This is a genomic window from Luteibacter anthropi (genome assembly GCF_011759365.1).
Taxonomy (GTDB): domain Bacteria; phylum Pseudomonadota; class Gammaproteobacteria; order Xanthomonadales; family Rhodanobacteraceae; genus Luteibacter; species Luteibacter anthropi.
In genome coordinates, this window is record NZ_JAARLZ010000012.1 from 73,193 (window position 1) to 90,552 (window position 17,360).

At 62.9% G+C, this 17,360-nt stretch carries 12 protein-coding genes and 4 tRNA genes; all 16 read left to right on the plus strand.

What is annotated here, in order from left to right; all coding sequences use genetic code 11:
- Positions 1–180: 180 nt before the first annotated feature.
- The 16 genes from HBF25_RS18600 (at position 181) to fusA (ending at position 17,315) form a co-directional block, all read left to right on the plus strand.
- Positions 181–266, plus strand: a tRNA-Tyr gene (locus HBF25_RS18600).
- A gap of 18 nt (positions 267–284) precedes the next feature.
- Positions 285–358: transfer RNA gene (locus tag HBF25_RS18605), tRNA-Gly, on the plus strand.
- A gap of 26 nt (positions 359–384) precedes the next feature.
- A tRNA-Thr gene (locus HBF25_RS18610) sits at positions 385–460 on the plus strand.
- A 63-nt stretch (positions 461–523) separates the two neighbouring features.
- On the plus strand, positions 524–1,714 hold the full coding sequence (gene tuf, locus HBF25_RS18615) for an elongation factor Tu (protein ID WP_166951174.1): 1,191 nt from the start codon (positions 524–526) through the stop codon (positions 1,712–1,714).
- Positions 1,715–1,807: 93 nt separating this feature from the next.
- Positions 1,808–1,883: transfer RNA gene (locus HBF25_RS18620), tRNA-Trp, on the plus strand.
- A 13-nt stretch (positions 1,884–1,896) separates the two neighbouring features.
- Positions 1,897–2,295 carry a preprotein translocase subunit SecE gene (gene secE / locus HBF25_RS18625; protein ID WP_166951176.1) on the plus strand — a complete coding sequence of 133 codons (399 nt, stop codon included), beginning with the start codon at positions 1,897–1,899 and terminating at the stop codon, positions 2,293–2,295.
- 8 nt (positions 2,296–2,303) lie between these two features.
- Positions 2,304–2,864, plus strand: a complete 561-nt coding sequence (nusG, locus tag HBF25_RS18630) for a transcription termination/antitermination protein NusG (RefSeq protein WP_166951179.1) — start codon at positions 2,304–2,306, stop codon at positions 2,862–2,864.
- 183 nt (positions 2,865–3,047) lie between these two features.
- A complete protein-coding gene (gene rplK / locus HBF25_RS18635) occupies positions 3,048–3,476 on the plus strand; it encodes a 50S ribosomal protein L11 (RefSeq protein ID WP_045829444.1) in 429 nt (142 codons plus the stop codon).
- 3 nt (positions 3,477–3,479) lie between these two features.
- A complete protein-coding gene (gene rplA / locus HBF25_RS18640) occupies positions 3,480–4,187 on the plus strand; it encodes a 50S ribosomal protein L1 (RefSeq protein ID WP_166951181.1) in 708 nt (235 codons plus the stop codon).
- A 343-nt stretch (positions 4,188–4,530) separates the two neighbouring features.
- A complete protein-coding gene (rplJ, locus tag HBF25_RS18645; protein WP_166951183.1) occupies positions 4,531–5,055 on the plus strand; it encodes a 50S ribosomal protein L10 in 525 nt (174 codons plus the stop codon).
- 47 nt (positions 5,056–5,102) lie between these two features.
- A complete protein-coding gene (gene rplL, locus HBF25_RS18650; protein WP_144917075.1) occupies positions 5,103–5,474 on the plus strand; it encodes a 50S ribosomal protein L7/L12 in 372 nt (123 codons plus the stop codon).
- Between the two features lie 239 nt (positions 5,475–5,713).
- Positions 5,714–9,886 (plus strand): DNA-directed RNA polymerase subunit beta, encoded by a 4,173-nt coding sequence (rpoB, locus tag HBF25_RS18655; RefSeq protein WP_166951184.1) that lies wholly within the window; start codon positions 5,714–5,716, stop codon positions 9,884–9,886.
- A 25-nt stretch (positions 9,887–9,911) separates the two neighbouring features.
- A complete protein-coding gene (rpoC, locus tag HBF25_RS18660; protein WP_166951186.1) occupies positions 9,912–14,126 on the plus strand; it encodes a DNA-directed RNA polymerase subunit beta' in 4,215 nt (1,404 codons plus the stop codon).
- 172 nt (positions 14,127–14,298) lie between these two features.
- On the plus strand, positions 14,299–14,673 hold the full coding sequence (gene rpsL / locus HBF25_RS18665) for a 30S ribosomal protein S12 (RefSeq protein ID WP_045829438.1): 375 nt from the start codon (positions 14,299–14,301) through the stop codon (positions 14,671–14,673).
- 18 nt (positions 14,674–14,691) lie between these two features.
- On the plus strand, positions 14,692–15,159 hold the full coding sequence (gene rpsG / locus HBF25_RS18670; RefSeq protein ID WP_166951188.1) for a 30S ribosomal protein S7: 468 nt from the start codon (positions 14,692–14,694) through the stop codon (positions 15,157–15,159).
- A gap of 32 nt (positions 15,160–15,191) precedes the next feature.
- A complete protein-coding gene (gene fusA, locus HBF25_RS18675) occupies positions 15,192–17,315 on the plus strand; it encodes an elongation factor G (protein ID WP_166951190.1) in 2,124 nt (707 codons plus the stop codon).
- Positions 17,316–17,360 lie beyond the last annotated feature (45 nt).

The following is a 17,360-nucleotide window of genomic DNA, read 5'->3' on the forward strand; positions in this document are numbered from 1 at the left end:
CAAAACCCAAATGACAGCTTCACAACCCGATAACACCCCTGTACACTTCGCGGCCCACCTGGCGACCACCCGTATCGACAGGAGTTGTCAGGGCATCCGGGTCACAATGAAGCCGTCATGAAAACGTGCTGAAGTTGTTGACAGTATCCGGGACGCTCGCGACAATAGGCGTTCTTTGTTGGAGGAATACCCAAGCGGCCAACGGGGGCAGACTGTAAATCTGCTGGCTTACGCCTTCGGTGGTTCGAATCCACCTTCCTCCACCAGTACGAGTTCCGCGTAGTGCGGGAGTAGTTCAATGGTAGAACTTCAGCCTTCCAAGCTGATTGTGCGGGTTCGATTCCCGTCTCCCGCTCCATTGTTCATACGCGCATTTCGTTTCGTGCTCATGTAGCTCAGTCGGTAGAGCACTTCCTTGGTAAGGAAGAGGTCGCTGGTTCGATTCCAGTCATGAGCACCATCTTCGTCGTACGCGGCGGTTCCTTTTTCTCTATCTCATTGGCTCCAGCGGAGTTTAGCGCTCATGGCAAAGGGTAAGTTCGAACGCACCAAGCCGCACGTCAACGTCGGCACCATCGGCCACGTCGACCACGGCAAGACCACGCTGACGGCTGCCCTGACGAAGGTCGGCGCCGAGCGTTTCGGTGGTGAATTCAAGGATTACGGCTCGATCGACGCCGCTCCGGAAGAGAAGGCTCGTGGTATCACGATCTCGACCGCCCACGTCGAATACGAATCGCCGACCCGTCACTACGGTCACGTCGATTGCCCGGGACATGCTGACTACGTCAAGAACATGATCACCGGTGCCGCCCAGATGGACGGCGCGATCCTCGTGTGCTCGGCCGCTGACGGCCCGATGCCGCAGACCCGCGAGCACATCCTGCTCTCGCGCCAGGTCGGCGTGCCGTACATCGTCGTGTTCCTGAACAAGGCCGACATGGTCGACGACGCCGAGCTCCTCGAGCTCGTCGAAATGGAAGTCCGCGAACTGCTGTCGAAGTACGAGTTCCCGGGCGACGACACCCCGATCATCTCGGGTTCGGCCCGTCTCGCCCTCGATGGCGACCAGTCCGACATCGGCGTGCCGGCGATCATCAAGCTCGTCGACGCACTCGACACCTGGATTCCGGAGCCGCAGCGCGAGATCGACAAGCCCTTCCTGCTCCCGGTCGAAGACGTGTTCTCGATCTCGGGTCGCGGTACGGTGCTCACCGGTCGCGTCGAGCGCGGCATCGTCAAGGTGGGTGATGCCGCCGAGGTCGTGGGTCTGCGCGATACGCAGAACACCACCGTGACGGGCGTCGAAATGTTCCGCAAGCTTCTCGACCAGGGTCAGGCAGGCGACAACGTCGGCGTGCTGGTCCGCGGCCTGAAGCGTGAAGACGTCGAGCGTGGCCAGGTGCTGGCCAAGCCGGGTTCGGTCACCCCGCACACGGACTTCGAAGGCGAGATCTACGTCCTGTCGAAGGACGAAGGCGGCCGTCACACCCCGTTCTTCAGCAACTACCGTCCGCAGTTCTACTTCCGTACCACGGACGTGACGGGCTCCATCAAGCTGCCGGAAGGCACCGAGATGGTGATGCCGGGCGACAACGTGAAGATCACGGTGCAGCTGGGCTTCCCGATCGCCATGGACGAAGGCCTGCGCTTCGCCATTCGCGAAGGTGGCCGCACCGTCGGCGCCGGCGTGGTGTCGAAGATCATCAAGTAATATCCCTGGTCGCCGGCCCGCAAGGGTCGGCTTCCGGTTTCAGGGCGGTATGGTCGTGTACCATCCGCCCTTGATTCACTCCGTTTCATTTGTACGCCAGTAGCTCAATTGGCAGAGCAGCGGTCTCCAAAACCGCAGGTTGGGGGTTCGAGTCCCTCCTGGCGTGCCACTTCCGAGCGCGCATGAACACGAAGGCACAAGAAGCAGCCAAGGGTATGGGCCCGGCCGATTTCGGCAAGCTGGCGCTTGCGCTGGTCGTGCTCGCCGCCGGCATCGTCGGTTTCTACTATTTCTCCGATAACCCCAGCGTGCCGTCGTTCGCACGTGTCGTGGGCGTTATCGTCGCCGTTGCCGCCGCCATGGCGATCGGTTCCTTCACGGCTCCGGGCCGTAAGCTGCGCGGCTTCATCGCCGAGTCGCAGTTCGAGTTGCGCAAGGTCGTCTGGCCGTCGCGCGACGAAACGCTGAAGACCACCGGCATCATCATCGTGGTCGTCATCATTCTTTCGCTGCTGATGGGGCTCATCGACTGGCTGTTGAAGTCGATCGTGCTCGATTGGCTGCTCAAGCTCGGACATTGAGGTAAGGCATGAGCAAACGTTGGTACGTCGTTCACGCCTATTCAGGTTTCGAACAGCAGGTTCGCAAGGCGCTCACGGAGCGCGTTGCGCGTGAGGGCATGGAAGAAAAGTTCGGTGAAATCCTGGTTCCGACCGAGGAAGTCATCGAAATGCGCGGCGGCCAGAAGCGTCGCAGCGAGCGCAAGTTCTTCCCGGGTTATGTTCTCGTCCAGATCGAGACCGATACCAGCGGCAAGACCCCGCGTATCGACGACGAGTGCTGGCATCTCGTCAAGGAAACCCCGAAGGTCATGGGTTTCATTGGCGGCACCGCCGATCGCCCCCATCCGATCCGGGACTCCGAGGCTGACAACATCCTCAGCCGCGTTCGCGAAGGCGTCGAGAAGCCCCGCCCGAAGGTCCTCTTCGAGCCGGGCGAAATGGTCCGGGTCACCGACGGTCCGTTCAACGACTTCAACGGCGTGGTCGAAGAGGTCAACTACGAGAAGAGCCGCCTGCGCGTGGCCGTGCTCATCTTCGGTCGCTCCACCCCGGTCGAGCTCGAGTTCGGCCAGGTCGAAAAGGCCTGATCCAGGGCCCGCGGCACGGGCGTTGCTTAATTTTTGCTCAGTGCCTATAATTCTCGGTCCACGCTGGAGTTTTTACTCCGGCGTGGCCGTGTTTCAGGGGTTCGCAAGGGCGAATCCATCACCCCCAGGGATGGTCTACAGCGAGGAGCCGCAAGGCGCACGCACTCGCGAGGTTGAAGAGAAATGGCAAAGAAAGTCATTGGTTACATCAAGTTGCAGGTGAAGGCCGGTCAGGCCAATCCGTCGCCGCCCGTCGGCCCGGCCCTCGGTCAGCGCGGCCTGAACATCATGGAGTTCTGCAAGGCGTTCAATGCCGCCACGCAGAAGCTCGAGCCGGGTCTTCCGATCCCGGTCGTGATCACGGCCTACTCGGACCGTACCTTCACCTTCATCACGAAGACCCCGCCGGCCTCGATCCTTCTCAAGAAGATCACGGGCGTGGCCAAGGGCTCGCAGAAGCCGAACACCGACAAGGTGGGCAAGGTCACCCGCGCCCAGCTCGAGGAAATCGCGAAGCAGAAGGAGCCGGATCTCACGGCTGCCGATCTCGATGCCGCCGTGCGTACCATCGCCGGCAGCGCGCGTTCCATGGGTCTGGTGGTAGAGGGTTAAGACATGGCAAAGCTCACCAAGCGTATGAAGGCCGCTACGGCCGCCGTCCAGCCGGGCAAGACCTACGGTCTCGATGAAGCCATCAAGATCGTCAAGGACAACGCCAAGGCCAAGTTCGCCGAATCCGTGGACGTCGCCGTCCGCCTCGGCATCGATGCCAAGAAGTCCGACCAGGGCGTTCGTGGTTCCTCGCTCCTGCCGCACGGCACCGGCAAGACCATCAAGGTCGCCGTGTTCGTGCCGCCGGGTGAAAAGGCTGATGCAGCCCTTGCCGCCGGCGCCGATGCCGTCGGTATGGACGACCTCGCCGAGAAGATGCAGGCAGGCGACCTCGACTACGGTCGCGTCATCGCCACGCCGGACGCCATGCGCGTCGTCGGTAAGCTCGGCCAGGTGCTCGGTCCCCGCGGCCTGATGCCGAACCCGAAGGATGGCTCGGTCACCGCCGACGTCGCCACCGCCGTGAAGAACGCCAAGGCCGGTCAGGTCAAGTTCCGTAACGACAAGGGCGGCATCATCCACGCCACCATCGGCAAGGCCAGCTTCGACGCTGCCCAGCTCGCCGAAAACCTCAACGCGCTGCTCGGTGACCTGCTCAAGGCCAAGCCGGCGGCTGCCAAGGGTCAGTACATCCAGAAGGTGGCGCTGTCGAGCACCATGGGCGTTGGCGTGCCGGTCGATACCTCGACCGTGACCACCTCGGCCAAGTAAGAGTTAGGACGACCCTCGCCGGCTTGCCGGCGAGGGCGCGTTTTTGAGGGCGGCCATGGTTGAAATGCCGTGGCAGCCGTCAAAGACCGCAGGCGCGATCAGCGCACGATGGCGACGAGCACGGAGCTCGTGTTGGCAAGGACACGCCGTCGTCGGAAGCGGAATCGCTTAATCGGATGCCTTGTCGGATCCGGCCTGCGTAGATGGTGCAGCCCCTTCTGGTATTCGTTTCGAATCTGGAAAGGCCACCACCCGGGACGTTCCCGTCCCCGACGTCATGGAGGATGTCGCCCAGGACCGCAAGCGGCAGGAGTCGCAAGCGGAGTTCAATTGGAGGAGTGCAATGGCTCTCAATCTGTCTCAGAAGCAAGAAGTAGTCGCCGAGCTGGCAGAAGTCGCCGCGAAGGCTCACTCCTTGGTCGCCGCCGAATACGCGGGCACCACGGTCTCTCAGATGACCGCGATGCGCAAGAAGGCCCGTGAATCGGGTGTGTTCCTCAAGGTTGTGAAGAACACGCTCGCCGCACGCGCCGTGGCTGGTACCGAGTTCGAGGTCGTCGCCGACGCCCTGACCGGTCCGCTGCTCTATGCGTTCTCGACTGAGGAACCGGGCGCCGCTGGCCGCCTGATCAAGGAATTCGCGAAGACCAACGACAAGCTCAAGCCGAAGGTCGTCTCCATCGAGGGCAAGCTGTTCGATGCCAAGCACGTCGACGTGCTGGCCTCGCTGCCGACCCGCGAAGAGGCCCTGGCCATGCTGGCCCGTGTCCTCGTCGAGCCGATCACGATGTTCGCCCGCGCGGTCAACGCCGTGGCGGAGAAGCAGGGTGGTGGCGAAGTTGCCGCCGAAGCCCCGGCTGAAGCCTGATCTCGCTGACTTATTTCATCGAAACCCATTTCAGAAGGTAAGAAACAATGTCCACCCTGACCACCGAACAGATCGTTGAAGCCATCAAGGCCAAGTCCCTGACGGAAATCATGGAACTGGTGAAGTCGATCGAAGACACCTTCGGCGTCTCCGCTGCTGCCCCGGTCGCCGTTGCCGCTGCCGGCCCGGCCGCCGCCGCTGCCGAAGAGCAGACCGAGTTCGACGTGATCCTGAAGTCCGCTGGCGACAAGAAGGTCGACGTGATCAAGGCCGTCCGCGCCATCACCGGCCTGGGCCTGAAGGAAGCCAAGGACCTCACCGAAGCCGGTGGCGTCGTGAAGGAAGCTGCTTCGAAGGAAGACGCTGCGAAGTTCAAGAAGGACCTCGAAGCTGCCGGCGCCACGGTCGAACTCAAGTAATTGGCGCCTTGCGCGCAACGAGTTTGATCTAGCGTCAAGCCGGGCCTGGGGGTGTAAACCCCCGGGCTTTGGCCGTTCCAAGGGCTGTATCCGTGTTCCATCCGTCGGAAATGGGACATCGCGATTCGAGAGCCGCCCGCATGGGGCTCCGCGGTTCGAATCCCGATCTCCGATTTTCGATTCACTAACTCTAAGGCCGGTGCGATCGAGCCGGCCATTGAACCGAGGCGGTAACCACCATGACCTACTCGTTTACCGAGAAGAAGCGCATCCGCAAGGATTTCGGCAAGCGCCCGCCCGTGCTGGGCGTGCCTAACCTGCTGACGATCCAGACCGACTCGTACAAGGAATTCCTGCAGGAGAACACCACCGCCAAGGCACGCGAGGAGAAGGGTCTCCACGCGGCGCTGAAGTCGGTGTTCCCGATTTCCAGCTACTCCGGCAACGCCGCCCTCGAATACGTCGACTATCGCCTCGGCGAGCCGGCCTTCGACGAGCGCGAGTGCCGCAACCGTGGCATGACCTTCGGTGCGCCGCTGCGCGCCACCGTGCGCCTGGTCATCTACGACAAGGACAGCCCGGCATCCAAGAAGGCCGTGAAGTACGTGAAGGAGCAGGAGGTCTACATGGGCGAGATTCCGCTCATGACCGACACCGGCACCTTCATCATCAACGGCACCGAGCGCGTCATCGTCTCGCAGCTGCACCGTTCGCCGGGCGTGTTCTTCGACCACGACCGTGGCAAGACCCACAGCTCGGGCAAGCTGCTGTTCTCGGCCCGCGTGATTCCTTACCGTGGCTCGTGGCTCGACTTCGAGTTCGACCCGAAGGATGCGCTGTTCACCCGTATCGATCGTCGCCGCAAGCTGCCGGTGACCGTGCTGCTGCGCGCGCTGGGCTACAACAACGAAGAAATGCTCGACATCTTCTTCGAGCACAACGTATTCCACCTCGGCAAGACCGGCAGCGTCACGCTCGACCTCGTCGCCGAGCGCCTGCGTGGTGAAACCCTGTCGTTCGACCTCGTGGCCGATGGCAAGGTGCTGGTCGAGGCCGGTAAGCGCATCACGGCGCGCCACGTCCGCCAGCTCGCCAGCGAGAAGATCACCTCGCTCGAAGTACCGGCCGACTACCCGGTGGGCCGCATCGTCGCGATCGACATGATCGACAAGGACACCGGCGAAGTCATCGCCGCGGCCAACGACGAACTCACCCTCGAGCACCTTGAGCACTTCCGCAAGGCAGGCATCGAGACGGTGCCGACGCTGTACGTGAACGATCTCGATCGTGGTGCGTACATCTCGAACACCCTGCGCATCGACAACACGCGTACGCAGCTCGAGGCCCTGGTCGAAATCTACCGGATGATGCGTCCGGGCGAGCCGCCGACCAAGGATGCCGCGCAGAACCTGTTCTTCAACCTGTTCTTCACCTTCGACCGTTACGACCTCTCGGCCGTGGGCCGCATGAAGTTCAACCGTCGCGTGGGCCGCAAGGACATCGTGGGTCCGGGCGTGCTGTACGACCACAAGTACTTCAGCGACCGCAAGGAAGAAGAATGCCAGCGCCTGCTCGGCGAGCTTGGCCAGACGTCGGACATCCTCGACGTGCTGCGCGTGCTCATCGACATCCGCAATGGTACCGGCACGGTCGACGATATCGACCACCTGGGTAACCGTCGCGTGCGTTCGGTCGGCGAAATGGCGGAAAACACCTTCCGCATCGGTCTCGTCCGCGTCGAGCGCGCGGTGCGCGAGCGCCTGTCGCTGGCCGAATCCGAGGGCCTGACCCCGCAGGAACTCATCAACGCCAAGCCGGTTGCGGCCGCGGTGAAGGAGTTCTTCGGCTCGTCGCAGCTCTCGCAGTTCATGGATCAGAACAACCCGCTGTCCGAAGTGACCCACAAGCGCCGCGTCTCGGCGCTCGGACCGGGCGGCCTCACCCGTGAGCGCGCCGGCTTCGAAGTGCGCGACGTCCACCCGACCCATTACGGTCGCGTCTGCACCATCGAAACGCCTGAAGGCCCGAACATCGGCCTGATCAACTCGCTCGCCGTGTACGCCCGCACCAACACCTACGGCTTCCTCGAGACGCCGTACCGCAAGGTCGAGAACGGCAAGGTGACCGACAAGGTCGATTACCTCTCCGCGATCGAAGAGGGTGACCACGTCATCGCGCAGGCGAACTCGCCGCTGTCGAAGGAAGGCAAGTTCCTCGAAGACTTCGTCTCCTGCCGTTTCCGCGGCGAGTCGGAGCTGCGTCCGTCGGCCGAGATCAACTACATGGACGTTTCGCCCATGCAGACGGTGTCGGTGGCAGCGGCGCTCGTGCCCTTCCTCGAGCACGATGACGCGAACCGCGCACTCATGGGCGCGAACATGCAGCGCCAGGCCGTTCCGACCCTGCGCAGCCAGAAGCCGCTCGTCGGCACGGGCATCGAGCGCGCCGTGGCGCGTGACTCGGGCGTCACCGTGTCGGCCAAGCGTGGTGGCGTCATCGACCAGGTCGATGCGGCCCGTATCGTCGTGCGCGTCAACGAAGCCGAAGTGGGCGACGATGATGCCGGCGTCGATATCTACACGCTGACCAAGTACACCCGCTCCAACCAGAACACCAACCTCAACCAGCGTCCGCTGGTGAACGTGGGTGACGTGGTGGCCGTGGGCGACACGCTGGCCGACGGTTCGTCGACCGACCTGGGCGAGCTTGCGCTCGGCCAGAACATGCTTGTCGCGTTCATGCCGTGGAACGGCTACAACTTCGAAGACTCGATCCTCATCTCCGAGCGCGTCGTGCAGGAAGATCGTTACACCTCGATCCACATCGAGGAAATGACCTGCATCGCCCGTGACACGAAGCTGGGTGCCGAAGAAATCACCGCGGACATCCCGAACGTCGGCGAGCAGGCCCTGGCCCGTCTCGACGAGTCCGGCATCGTCTACATCGGTGCGGAAGTGAAGGCCGGCGACATCCTCGTGGGCAAGGTCACGCCGAAGGGCGAAAGCCAGCTCACGCCGGAAGAAAAGCTGCTTCGCGCCATCTTCGGCGAGAAGGCCTCGGACGTGAAGGACAGCTCGCTGCGCGTGCCCCCGGGCATGGACGGCAACGTCATCGACGTGCAGGTCTTCACCCGTGACGGCATCGAGAAGGACAAGCGTGCCAAGCAGATCGAAGAAACCGAACTGAAGCGCATCCGCAAGGATCTCGACGACCAGTTCCGCATCCTCGAGGGCGCCATCTACGCCCGTATGCGCGCACAGCTCAACGGCAAGACCGCGATGAGCGGTCCGGGTGGTCTCAAGCGTGGCACCGTCATCGACGACGCCTACCTCGATACCCTCAAAAAGGACGACTGGTTCAAGATCAACGTCAAGGAAGAGGAAGTCTCGGAGTTCCTGGAGCGCGCGGCCGAACAGGTTCGTCGCCACAAGGAAGCCTTCGACAAGCGCTTCAAGGAGAAGCAGGGCAAGATCACCCAGGGCGACGACCTCGCTCCGGGCGTGCTCAAGATGGTCAAGGTCTACCTCGCCGTGAAGCGCCGCATCCAGCCGGGCGACAAGATGGCAGGCCGCCACGGTAACAAGGGTGTGGTGTCCATGATCGTGCCGGTCGAGGACATGCCGTTCTCGGCGGACGGCCGTCCGGTCGACATCTGCCTGAACCCGCTGGGCGTGCCTTCGCGTATGAACATCGGCCAGATTCTCGAGGTTCACCTGGGCTGGGCCGCCAAGGGCCTGGGCCACAAGATCTCGGCCATGCTCGAGGCCAACGAGAAGCCGGCCAAGATGCGCGAGTTCCTCGACGAGGTCTACAACCACGGCAACGCCGGTGCAGAAGGTGCGGTCCGCCGCGTCGACCTGCCGTCGATGAGCGATGCCGAGATCATGAACCTCGCCGACAACCTGCGTGACGGCGTGCCGATGGCCACCCCGGTGTTCGACGGTGCCGAAGAGCACGAGATCAAGCACATGCTGAAGCTCGCCGGCCTGCCGGAATCCGGCCAGACCATCCTCTTCGACGGTCGTACCGGCGAGGCGTTCGATCGCCCGGTCACCGTTGGCTACATGCACATGCTGAAGCTGAACCACCTGGTCGACGACAAGATGCACGCGCGTTCGACCGGTCCGTACTCGCTCGTTACCCAGCAGCCGCTGGGCGGCAAGGCGCAGTTCGGCGGCCAGCGCTTCGGCGAAATGGAAGTCTGGGCACTCGAGGCTTACGGCGCGGCTTACACGCTGCAGGAAATGCTCACCGTCAAGTCCGACGACGTGCAGGGCCGTAACCAGATGTACAAGAACATTGTCGACGGCAACCACGAGATGGCGGCGGGCATGCCGGAATCCTTCAACGTGCTCGTGAAGGAAATCCGTTCGCTCGCTATCGACATCGAGCTGGAAGAGATCAACAAGTGATCGTCGCGGCTACCGGAGATTACGCATGAAAGACCTGCTCAATCTGTTCAACCAGCAGCGACAGACGCTGGACTTCGACGCGATCAAGATCGCCCTGGCTTCGCCGGAGCTGATCCGTTCGTGGTCGTACGGCGAAGTGAAGAAGCCGGAAACCATCAACTACCGCACGTTCAAGCCTGAGCGTGACGGTCTGTTCTGCGCGGCCATCTTTGGCCCGATCAAGGACTACGAGTGCCTGTGCGGCAAGTACAAGCGCATGAAGCACCGTGGCGTGGTCTGCGAGAAGTGCGGCACCGAGGTCACCCTGGCCAAGGTCCGTCGCGAGCGCATGGGCCACATCGAGCTGGCCAGTCCGACCGCGCACATCTGGTTCCTGAAGTCGCTGCCTTCGCGCATCGGCCTCATGCTGGACATGACGCTGCGTGACATCGAGCGCATCCTGTACTTCGAAGCCTTCGTCGTGATCGATCCGGGCCTGACCGCGCTCGAGCGCGGCCAGCTGCTCAGCGAAGACCAGTACCTGGAAGCCACCGAAGAGCACGGCGACGAGTTCGACGCCCGCATGGGTGCCGAGGCCGTCTACGAGCTGCTGAAGAGCCTCGACCTGCCGGGCGAAGTCATCCGCCTCAAGGAAGAAATCTCCTCGACCAACTCCGAGACCAAGCTCAAGCGCCTCACCAAGCGCGTGAAGCTGATCGAGGCGTTCCTCGAATCCGGCAACAAGCCGGAGTGGATGGTCATGACCGTGCTTCCGGTGCTCCCGCCGGATCTGCGCCCCCTCGTCCCGCTGGACGGTGGCCGCTTCGCCACGTCGGACCTCAACGACCTCTATCGTCGCGTCATCAACCGCAACAACCGCCTGAAGCGCCTGCTCGAACTCGCTGCGCCGGACATCATCGTCCGCAACGAGAAGCGCATGCTGCAGGAATCGGTCGATGCGCTGCTCGACAACGGCCGTCGCGGTCGTGCCATCACCGGCACGAACAAGCGCGCGCTGAAGTCGCTCGCCGACATGATCAAGGGCAAGCAGGGCCGCTTCCGCCAGAACCTGCTCGGCAAGCGCGTCGACTACTCGGGCCGTTCGGTCATCGTGGTCGGTCCGACGCTGCGCCTGCACCAGTGCGGCCTGCCGAAGAAGATGGCGCTTGAGCTGTTCAAGCCCTTCATCTTCGCCAAGCTCCAGGCCCGCGGCGAAGCCACCACCATCAAGGCCGCCAAGAAGCTCGTCGAGCGCGAAGAGCCGCAGGTGTGGGACATCCTCGAAGAGGTGATCCGCGAACATCCGGTCATGCTGAACCGTGCGCCCACGCTGCACCGTCTCGGCATCCAGGCGTTCGAGCCGGTGCTCATCGAAGGCAAGGCGATCCAGCTGCACCCGCTCGTCTGTACCGCATTCAACGCGGACTTCGACGGTGACCAGATGGCCGTGCACGTGCCGCTGTCGATCGAGGCGCAGCTCGAAGCCCGCGCCCTGATGATGTCGTCGAACAACATCCTGTCCCCCGCGAACGGCGAGCCGATCATCGTGCCGTCGCAGGACGTGGTGCTGGGTCTGTACTACATGACCCGTGAGCTGGTGGGCGCCAAGGGCGCCGGCATGGTGTTCGCCAACATCGGCGAAGTGCGTCGCGCCTACGACAACCGTGCGGTCGAACTGCATGCGAAGGTCAAGGTCCGCGTGCGCGTGTTCGAGCGCGACGAGAACGGCGACAACGTCGCCCGTACCCGCGTGGTCGACACCACGGTCGGTCGTTCGCTGCTGGCCGAGATCATCCCGGAAGGCCTGCCGTTCGCGCTGGTCAACACCGAGCTGACCAAGAAGAACATCTCGCGCCTGATCAACCAGACCTACCGTCTGCTGGGCCTGAAGGAATCGGTCGTCTTCGCCGACAAGCTGATGTACACCGGCTTCCGTTTCGCGACGCGCGCCGGTATCTCCATCGGCATCGACGACATGAAGATCCCGGCCGAGAAGAAGGGCATCCTCGAGGAAGCCGAGAAGGAAGTCGTCGAGATCCAGGAGCAGTACCAGTCGGGTCTGGTCACCGCCGGCGAGCGCTACAACAAGGTGGTCGACATCTGGTCGCGCACCAACGAACTGGTCGCCAAGGCGATGATCGACGGCATCGGTACCGAGAAGGTCGCCGATGCCGAAGGCAACCTGGTCAACCAGAAGTCGATGAACTCGCTGTACATCATGGCCGACTCGGGTGCGCGTGGTAGCGTGGCCCAGATTCGCCAGCTGGCAGGTATGCGCGGCCTCATGGCCCGCCCGGACGGCTCGATCATCGAGACGCCCATCAAGGCGAACTTCCGCGAAGGCCTGAACGTTCTCCAGTACTTCAACTCCACCCACGGTGCTCGTAAGGGCCTTGCGGATACGGCGCTGAAGACGGCGAACTCGGGTTACCTCACCCGTCGTCTCGTCGACGTGGCCCAGGACGTCGTCATCACCGGCCACGATTGCGGCACGGAAGACGGCGTCATGATGTCCCCGATCGTCGAAGGCGGTGACGTGGTCGAGCCGCTGCGCGAGCGCGTGCTGGGTCGTGTCGTGGTCGAAGACGTCTACGCCCCCGGCGACGACGACGAGCCCATCGTCACCCGCGACACGCTGCTCGACGAGTTCCTGGTCGACAAGCTCGACAAGGCCGGCGTGCAGCTGATCAAGGTGCGTTCGCCCATCACCTGCCGTGCCAGCCACGGCGTGTGCGCCCTGTGCTACGGCCGCGACCTTGCTCGCGGTCACCTGGTCAACATGGGCGAGGCCGTGGGTGTGGTCGCCGCTCAGTCGATCGGTGAGCCGGGCACGCAGCTGACGATGCGTACGTTCCATATCGGTGGTGCCGCGTCGCGAGCTGCTGCCGTGGACAACGTCACCGTCCGCACCACCGGTGCGCTGAAGTTCAACAACCTGAAGTCGGTCGAGCACTCGGCCGGTCACCTGGTGGCCGTGTCGCGTTCGGGCGAAGTCAGCGTCATCGACGCCAACGGTCGCGAGCGCGAGCGCTACAAGGTGCCTTACGGTGCCACCATCGCCGTCAAGGATGGCGACCCGGTCAAGGCCGGCCAGACCGTGGCCAACTGGGATCCGCATACCCACCCGATCGTCACGGAAGTGGCCGGTGTGGTCCGCTTCATCGACTTCATCGATGGCGTGACCGTGCAGTCGCAGACCGACGAACTGACCGGCCTCGAGTCGGCGGTGGTGACCGATCCGAAGCGTCGTGGTACGGCCGCGAAGGACCTGCGCCCGATCGTCCGCCTGGAAGACAGCCGGGGCCGCGAGCTCAAGCTGCCGGGCACGGATATCGCCGCTCAGTACTTCCTGCCGGCCGGCGCGATCGTGTCGATCCAGAACGGTGCCGAAGTGGGCGTGGGTGACGTCGTCGCTCGTATCCCGCAGGAAACCTCGAAGACCCGCGACATCACGGGTGGTCTGCCCCGCGTGGCCGATCTGTTCGAAGCCCGTAAGCCCAAGGAGCCGGCGATCCTCGCCGAGCGCTCGGGCATCATCAGCTTCGGCAAGGACACCAAGGGCAAGCAGCGTCTCATCATCAAGGACGCGGACGGCAACGAGCACGAAGAGCTGATCCCCAAGTGGCGTCAGGTCATCGTGTTTGAAGGCGAGCACGTGGAGAAGGGCGAAACCGTCGTGGACGGCGAGCCGAATCCGCATGACATCCTGCGCCTGCTGGGTGTCGAGCCGCTGGCCTCCTACCTGGTCAAGGAAATCCAGGACGTCTACCGTCTCCAGGGCGTGAAGATCAACGACAAGCACATCGAAGCGATCATTCGCCAGATGCTCCGCAAGGTCGAGATCACGGAGGCGGGCGACAGCACCTACCTGCGCGGTGAGCAGGTCGAGCGCATCCGTATCAACGAAGAGAACGACCGTGCGGAGGCTCGTGGCGAGCGTCGCGCCGAGTTCGAATCGGTGCTGCTGGGCATCACCAAGGCCTCGCTGGCCACCGAGTCGTTCATCTCGGCGGCCTCGTTCCAGGAAACCACCCGCGTCCTCACCGAGGCAGCGGTCCGTGGCACCCGGGATACGTTGCGTGGCCTGAAGGAAAATGTTATTGTTGGGCGGCTAATCCCTGCGGGTACAGGTCTGGCTTACCACGCTGCGCGTCGTAACCAGAGCGGCCTGACGGCTTCGGAGCTCGAAACCCTCTCGGGTTCGGCGCCGGCTGTCACGTTCGCAGAAGCTCCCGCCGGGTCCAACGATAGCGCCGAGTGAGGCCCCGTACGGGCTTCGCCCGTACATACGAAATGAGGCGCACGGATGCGCCTCGTGTTCGGATTCAAGGACGATGGGTGCCGGCCGCTCCAAGCGGCGGCGCACGTTAAAATCGCTTATACGGCGGGCCGATCTTTCGGTCTGCCTTTATGTTTCTCAGGAATAGCTTCGCATGACGACAGTCAACCAGTTGGTGCGCAAATCCCGCAGCCCCAAGGCGTACAAGAGCGCCTCGCCGGCCCTGCAGAGCAGCCCGCAGCGCCGCGGTGTTTGCACGCGCGTTTATACGACCACCCCGAAGAAGCCGAACTCGGCGCTGCGTAAGGTTGCCAAGGTGCGCCTCACCAACGGTTTCGAAGTCATCAGCTACATCGGTGGCGAAGGTCACAATCTCCAGGAGCACTCGGTGGTCCTGATCCGTGGCGGTCGCGTCAAGGATCTCCCGGGTGTGCGTTACCACACCGTTCGCGGCAGCCTCGACTGCGCGGGCGTGACCAAGCGTCGCAAGTCGCGCTCGAAGTACGGCGCCAAGCGCCCGAAGGGCTGAGAGTAAAGGACAACAATTATGTCGCGTAAAGGTTCCCATCCCGCCCGTGTCGTCCTCCCGGACCCGAAGCACGGAAGCCAGCTGATTGCCCGCTTCATCAATATGGTGATGAAGTCCGGTAAGAAGTCCGTCGCCGAAGCTATTGTCTACGGCGCCCTCGAGCACATCGGCGAGAAGAATGCCGAGCCGGTGCAGCTCGTCGAGAAGGCCCTGGGCAATATCGCCCCGGCCGTCGAAGTGAAGTCCCGCCGCGTCGGCGGTGCCACCTACCAGGTGCCGGTCGAAGTCCGTCCGGGTCGTCGTATGGCTCTTGCCATGCGCTGGGTGATCGAAGCCGCTCGCAAGCGCGGTGAGACGTCCATGCCGCGCAAGCTGGCTGCTGAACTCCTCGAGGCTTCCGAGTCCCGCGGCGGCGCCGTCAAGAAGCGCGAAGAAACGCACCGTATGGCGGAGGCCAACAAGGCCTTCTCGCATTACCGCTGGTAATCCCTTCCAGCTACCCGATCTGAGGAAAGACCGTGGCACGCACCACTCCCATCGAGCGCTACCGCAACTTCGGCATCATGGCCCACATCGATGCCGGCAAGACCACGACCACGGAGCGCATCCTGTTCTACACCGGCGTCAGTCACAAGATTGGCGAGGTGCATGACGGTGCCGCGACGATGGACTGGATGGAGCAGGAGCAGGAGCGCGGCATCACCATCACTTCCGCTGCCACCACGGCATTCTGGAAGGGCATGGATCGTTCGCTGCCCGAGCACCGCTTCAACATCATCGACACCCCGGGACACGTCGACTTCACCATCGAAGTGGAGCGTTCGCTCCGCGTGCTCGACGGTGCGGTGTTCGTGCTCTGCGCCGTGGGTGGCGTGCAGCCGCAGTCCGAGACCGTGTGGCGTCAGGCCAACCGCTACAAGGTGCCGCGTCTCGCGTTCGTCAACAAGATGGACCGTACCGGCGCCAACTTCTACAAGGTCGTCGAGCAGCTCAAGGCTCGTCTGGGCGCCAACCCGATCGAAATGCAGGTTCCGATCGGTGCCGAAGACAACTTCGAAGGCGTCGTCGATCTGCTGAAGATGAAGGCGATCATCTGGGACATGGAGTCCCAGGGCATGAAGTTCGAATACCAGGACATCCCGGCCAACCTCCAGGAAAAGGCCGAATCGGCCCGTACTGCCATGATCGAAGCCGCGGCGGAAGCCACGGAAGAGATGATGGACAAGTACCTGGGCGGCGAAGAGCTGTCCGAGGCCGAAATCATCGAAGGTCTGCGTCTGCGCACTCTGCGCAGCGAGATCATTCCGGTGTTCTGCGGCACGGCGTTCAAGAACAAGGGCGTCCAGGCGATGCTCGATGCCGTCGTCAATCTTCTTCCGTCGCCGATCGACCGTCCGCCGGTCGAAGGCATCAACGAAGACGAGCAGCCGGATACCCGTCCGGCCAAGGACGACGCACCGTTCTCGGCGCTGGCGTTCAAGATCATGACCGACCCGTTCGTCGGCGCGCTGACGTTCTTCCGTGTCTACTCGGGCACGCTGAACGCCGGTGACCAGGTGTACAACCCGGTCAAGTCGAAGAAGGAGCGCATCGGCCGCATCCTGCAGATGCACGCCAACGAGCGTCACGAACTGAAGGAAGTCCGCGCTGGCGATATCGCTGCCGCTGTCGGCCTGAAGGACGTCACCACCGGTGACACGCTCTGCGCGCAGGACAGCATCATCACCCTGGAGCGCATGACGTTCCCGGAGCCGGTGATCTCGATGGCGGTGGAGCCGAAGACCAAGTCGGACCAGGAAAAGATGGGTATCGCCCTCGGCCGTCTGGCCGCGGAAGATCCGTCGTTCCGCGTCAAGACCGACGAAGAGTCCGGCCAGACGATCATCTCGGGCATGGGCGAGCTTCACCTGGACATCCTGGTGGACCGCATGCGTCGCGAGTTCAACGTCGAAGCCAACGTGGGCAAGCCGCAGGTGGCTTACCGCGAGACGATTCAGGCCGCTGACGTCAAGTCGGACTACAAGCACGCCAAGCAGTCGGGTGGTAAGGGTCAGTACGGTCACGTCGTGATCGAGCTGTCGCCGATCACCGCTGAAGACCGCGCTGATCCGAAGCTGACGATCAAGGACGACTTCCTCTTCATCAACGACATCACCGGTGGCGTGATTCCGAAGGAATTCATCCCGTCCGTTGAAAAGGGTCTGCGCGAGACGATCACCAGTGGTCCGCTCGCCGGCTTCCCGGTGGTTGACGTCAAGGTCAAGCTCGTCTTCGGTTCGTACCACGACGTCGACTCGTCCGAAATGGCGTTCAAGCTCGCCGCTTCGATGGCGTTCAAGCAGGGCTTCGCCAAGGCGCAGCCGGTTCTGCTCGAGCCGATCATGAAGGTCGAGGTCGTGACGCCGGAAGACTACGTCGGTGACGTGATGGGCGATATCTCGCGTCGTCGCGGCATGCTGACCGGTCAGGAAGAAACCCCGTCGGGCAAGACCGTCAACGCGATGATCCCGCTCGGTGAAATGTTCGGCTACGCCACGTCGCTGCGTTCGCAGACCCAGGGTCGCGCCACGTTCACGATGGAATTCGACCATTACGAGCCGGCGCCGAAGAATATCGCCGACGAGGTCATGAAGAAGTCCTGATAAGGGCTTCTTCTTTAAAACATACAACGTTCTTTTAGAGGTTTA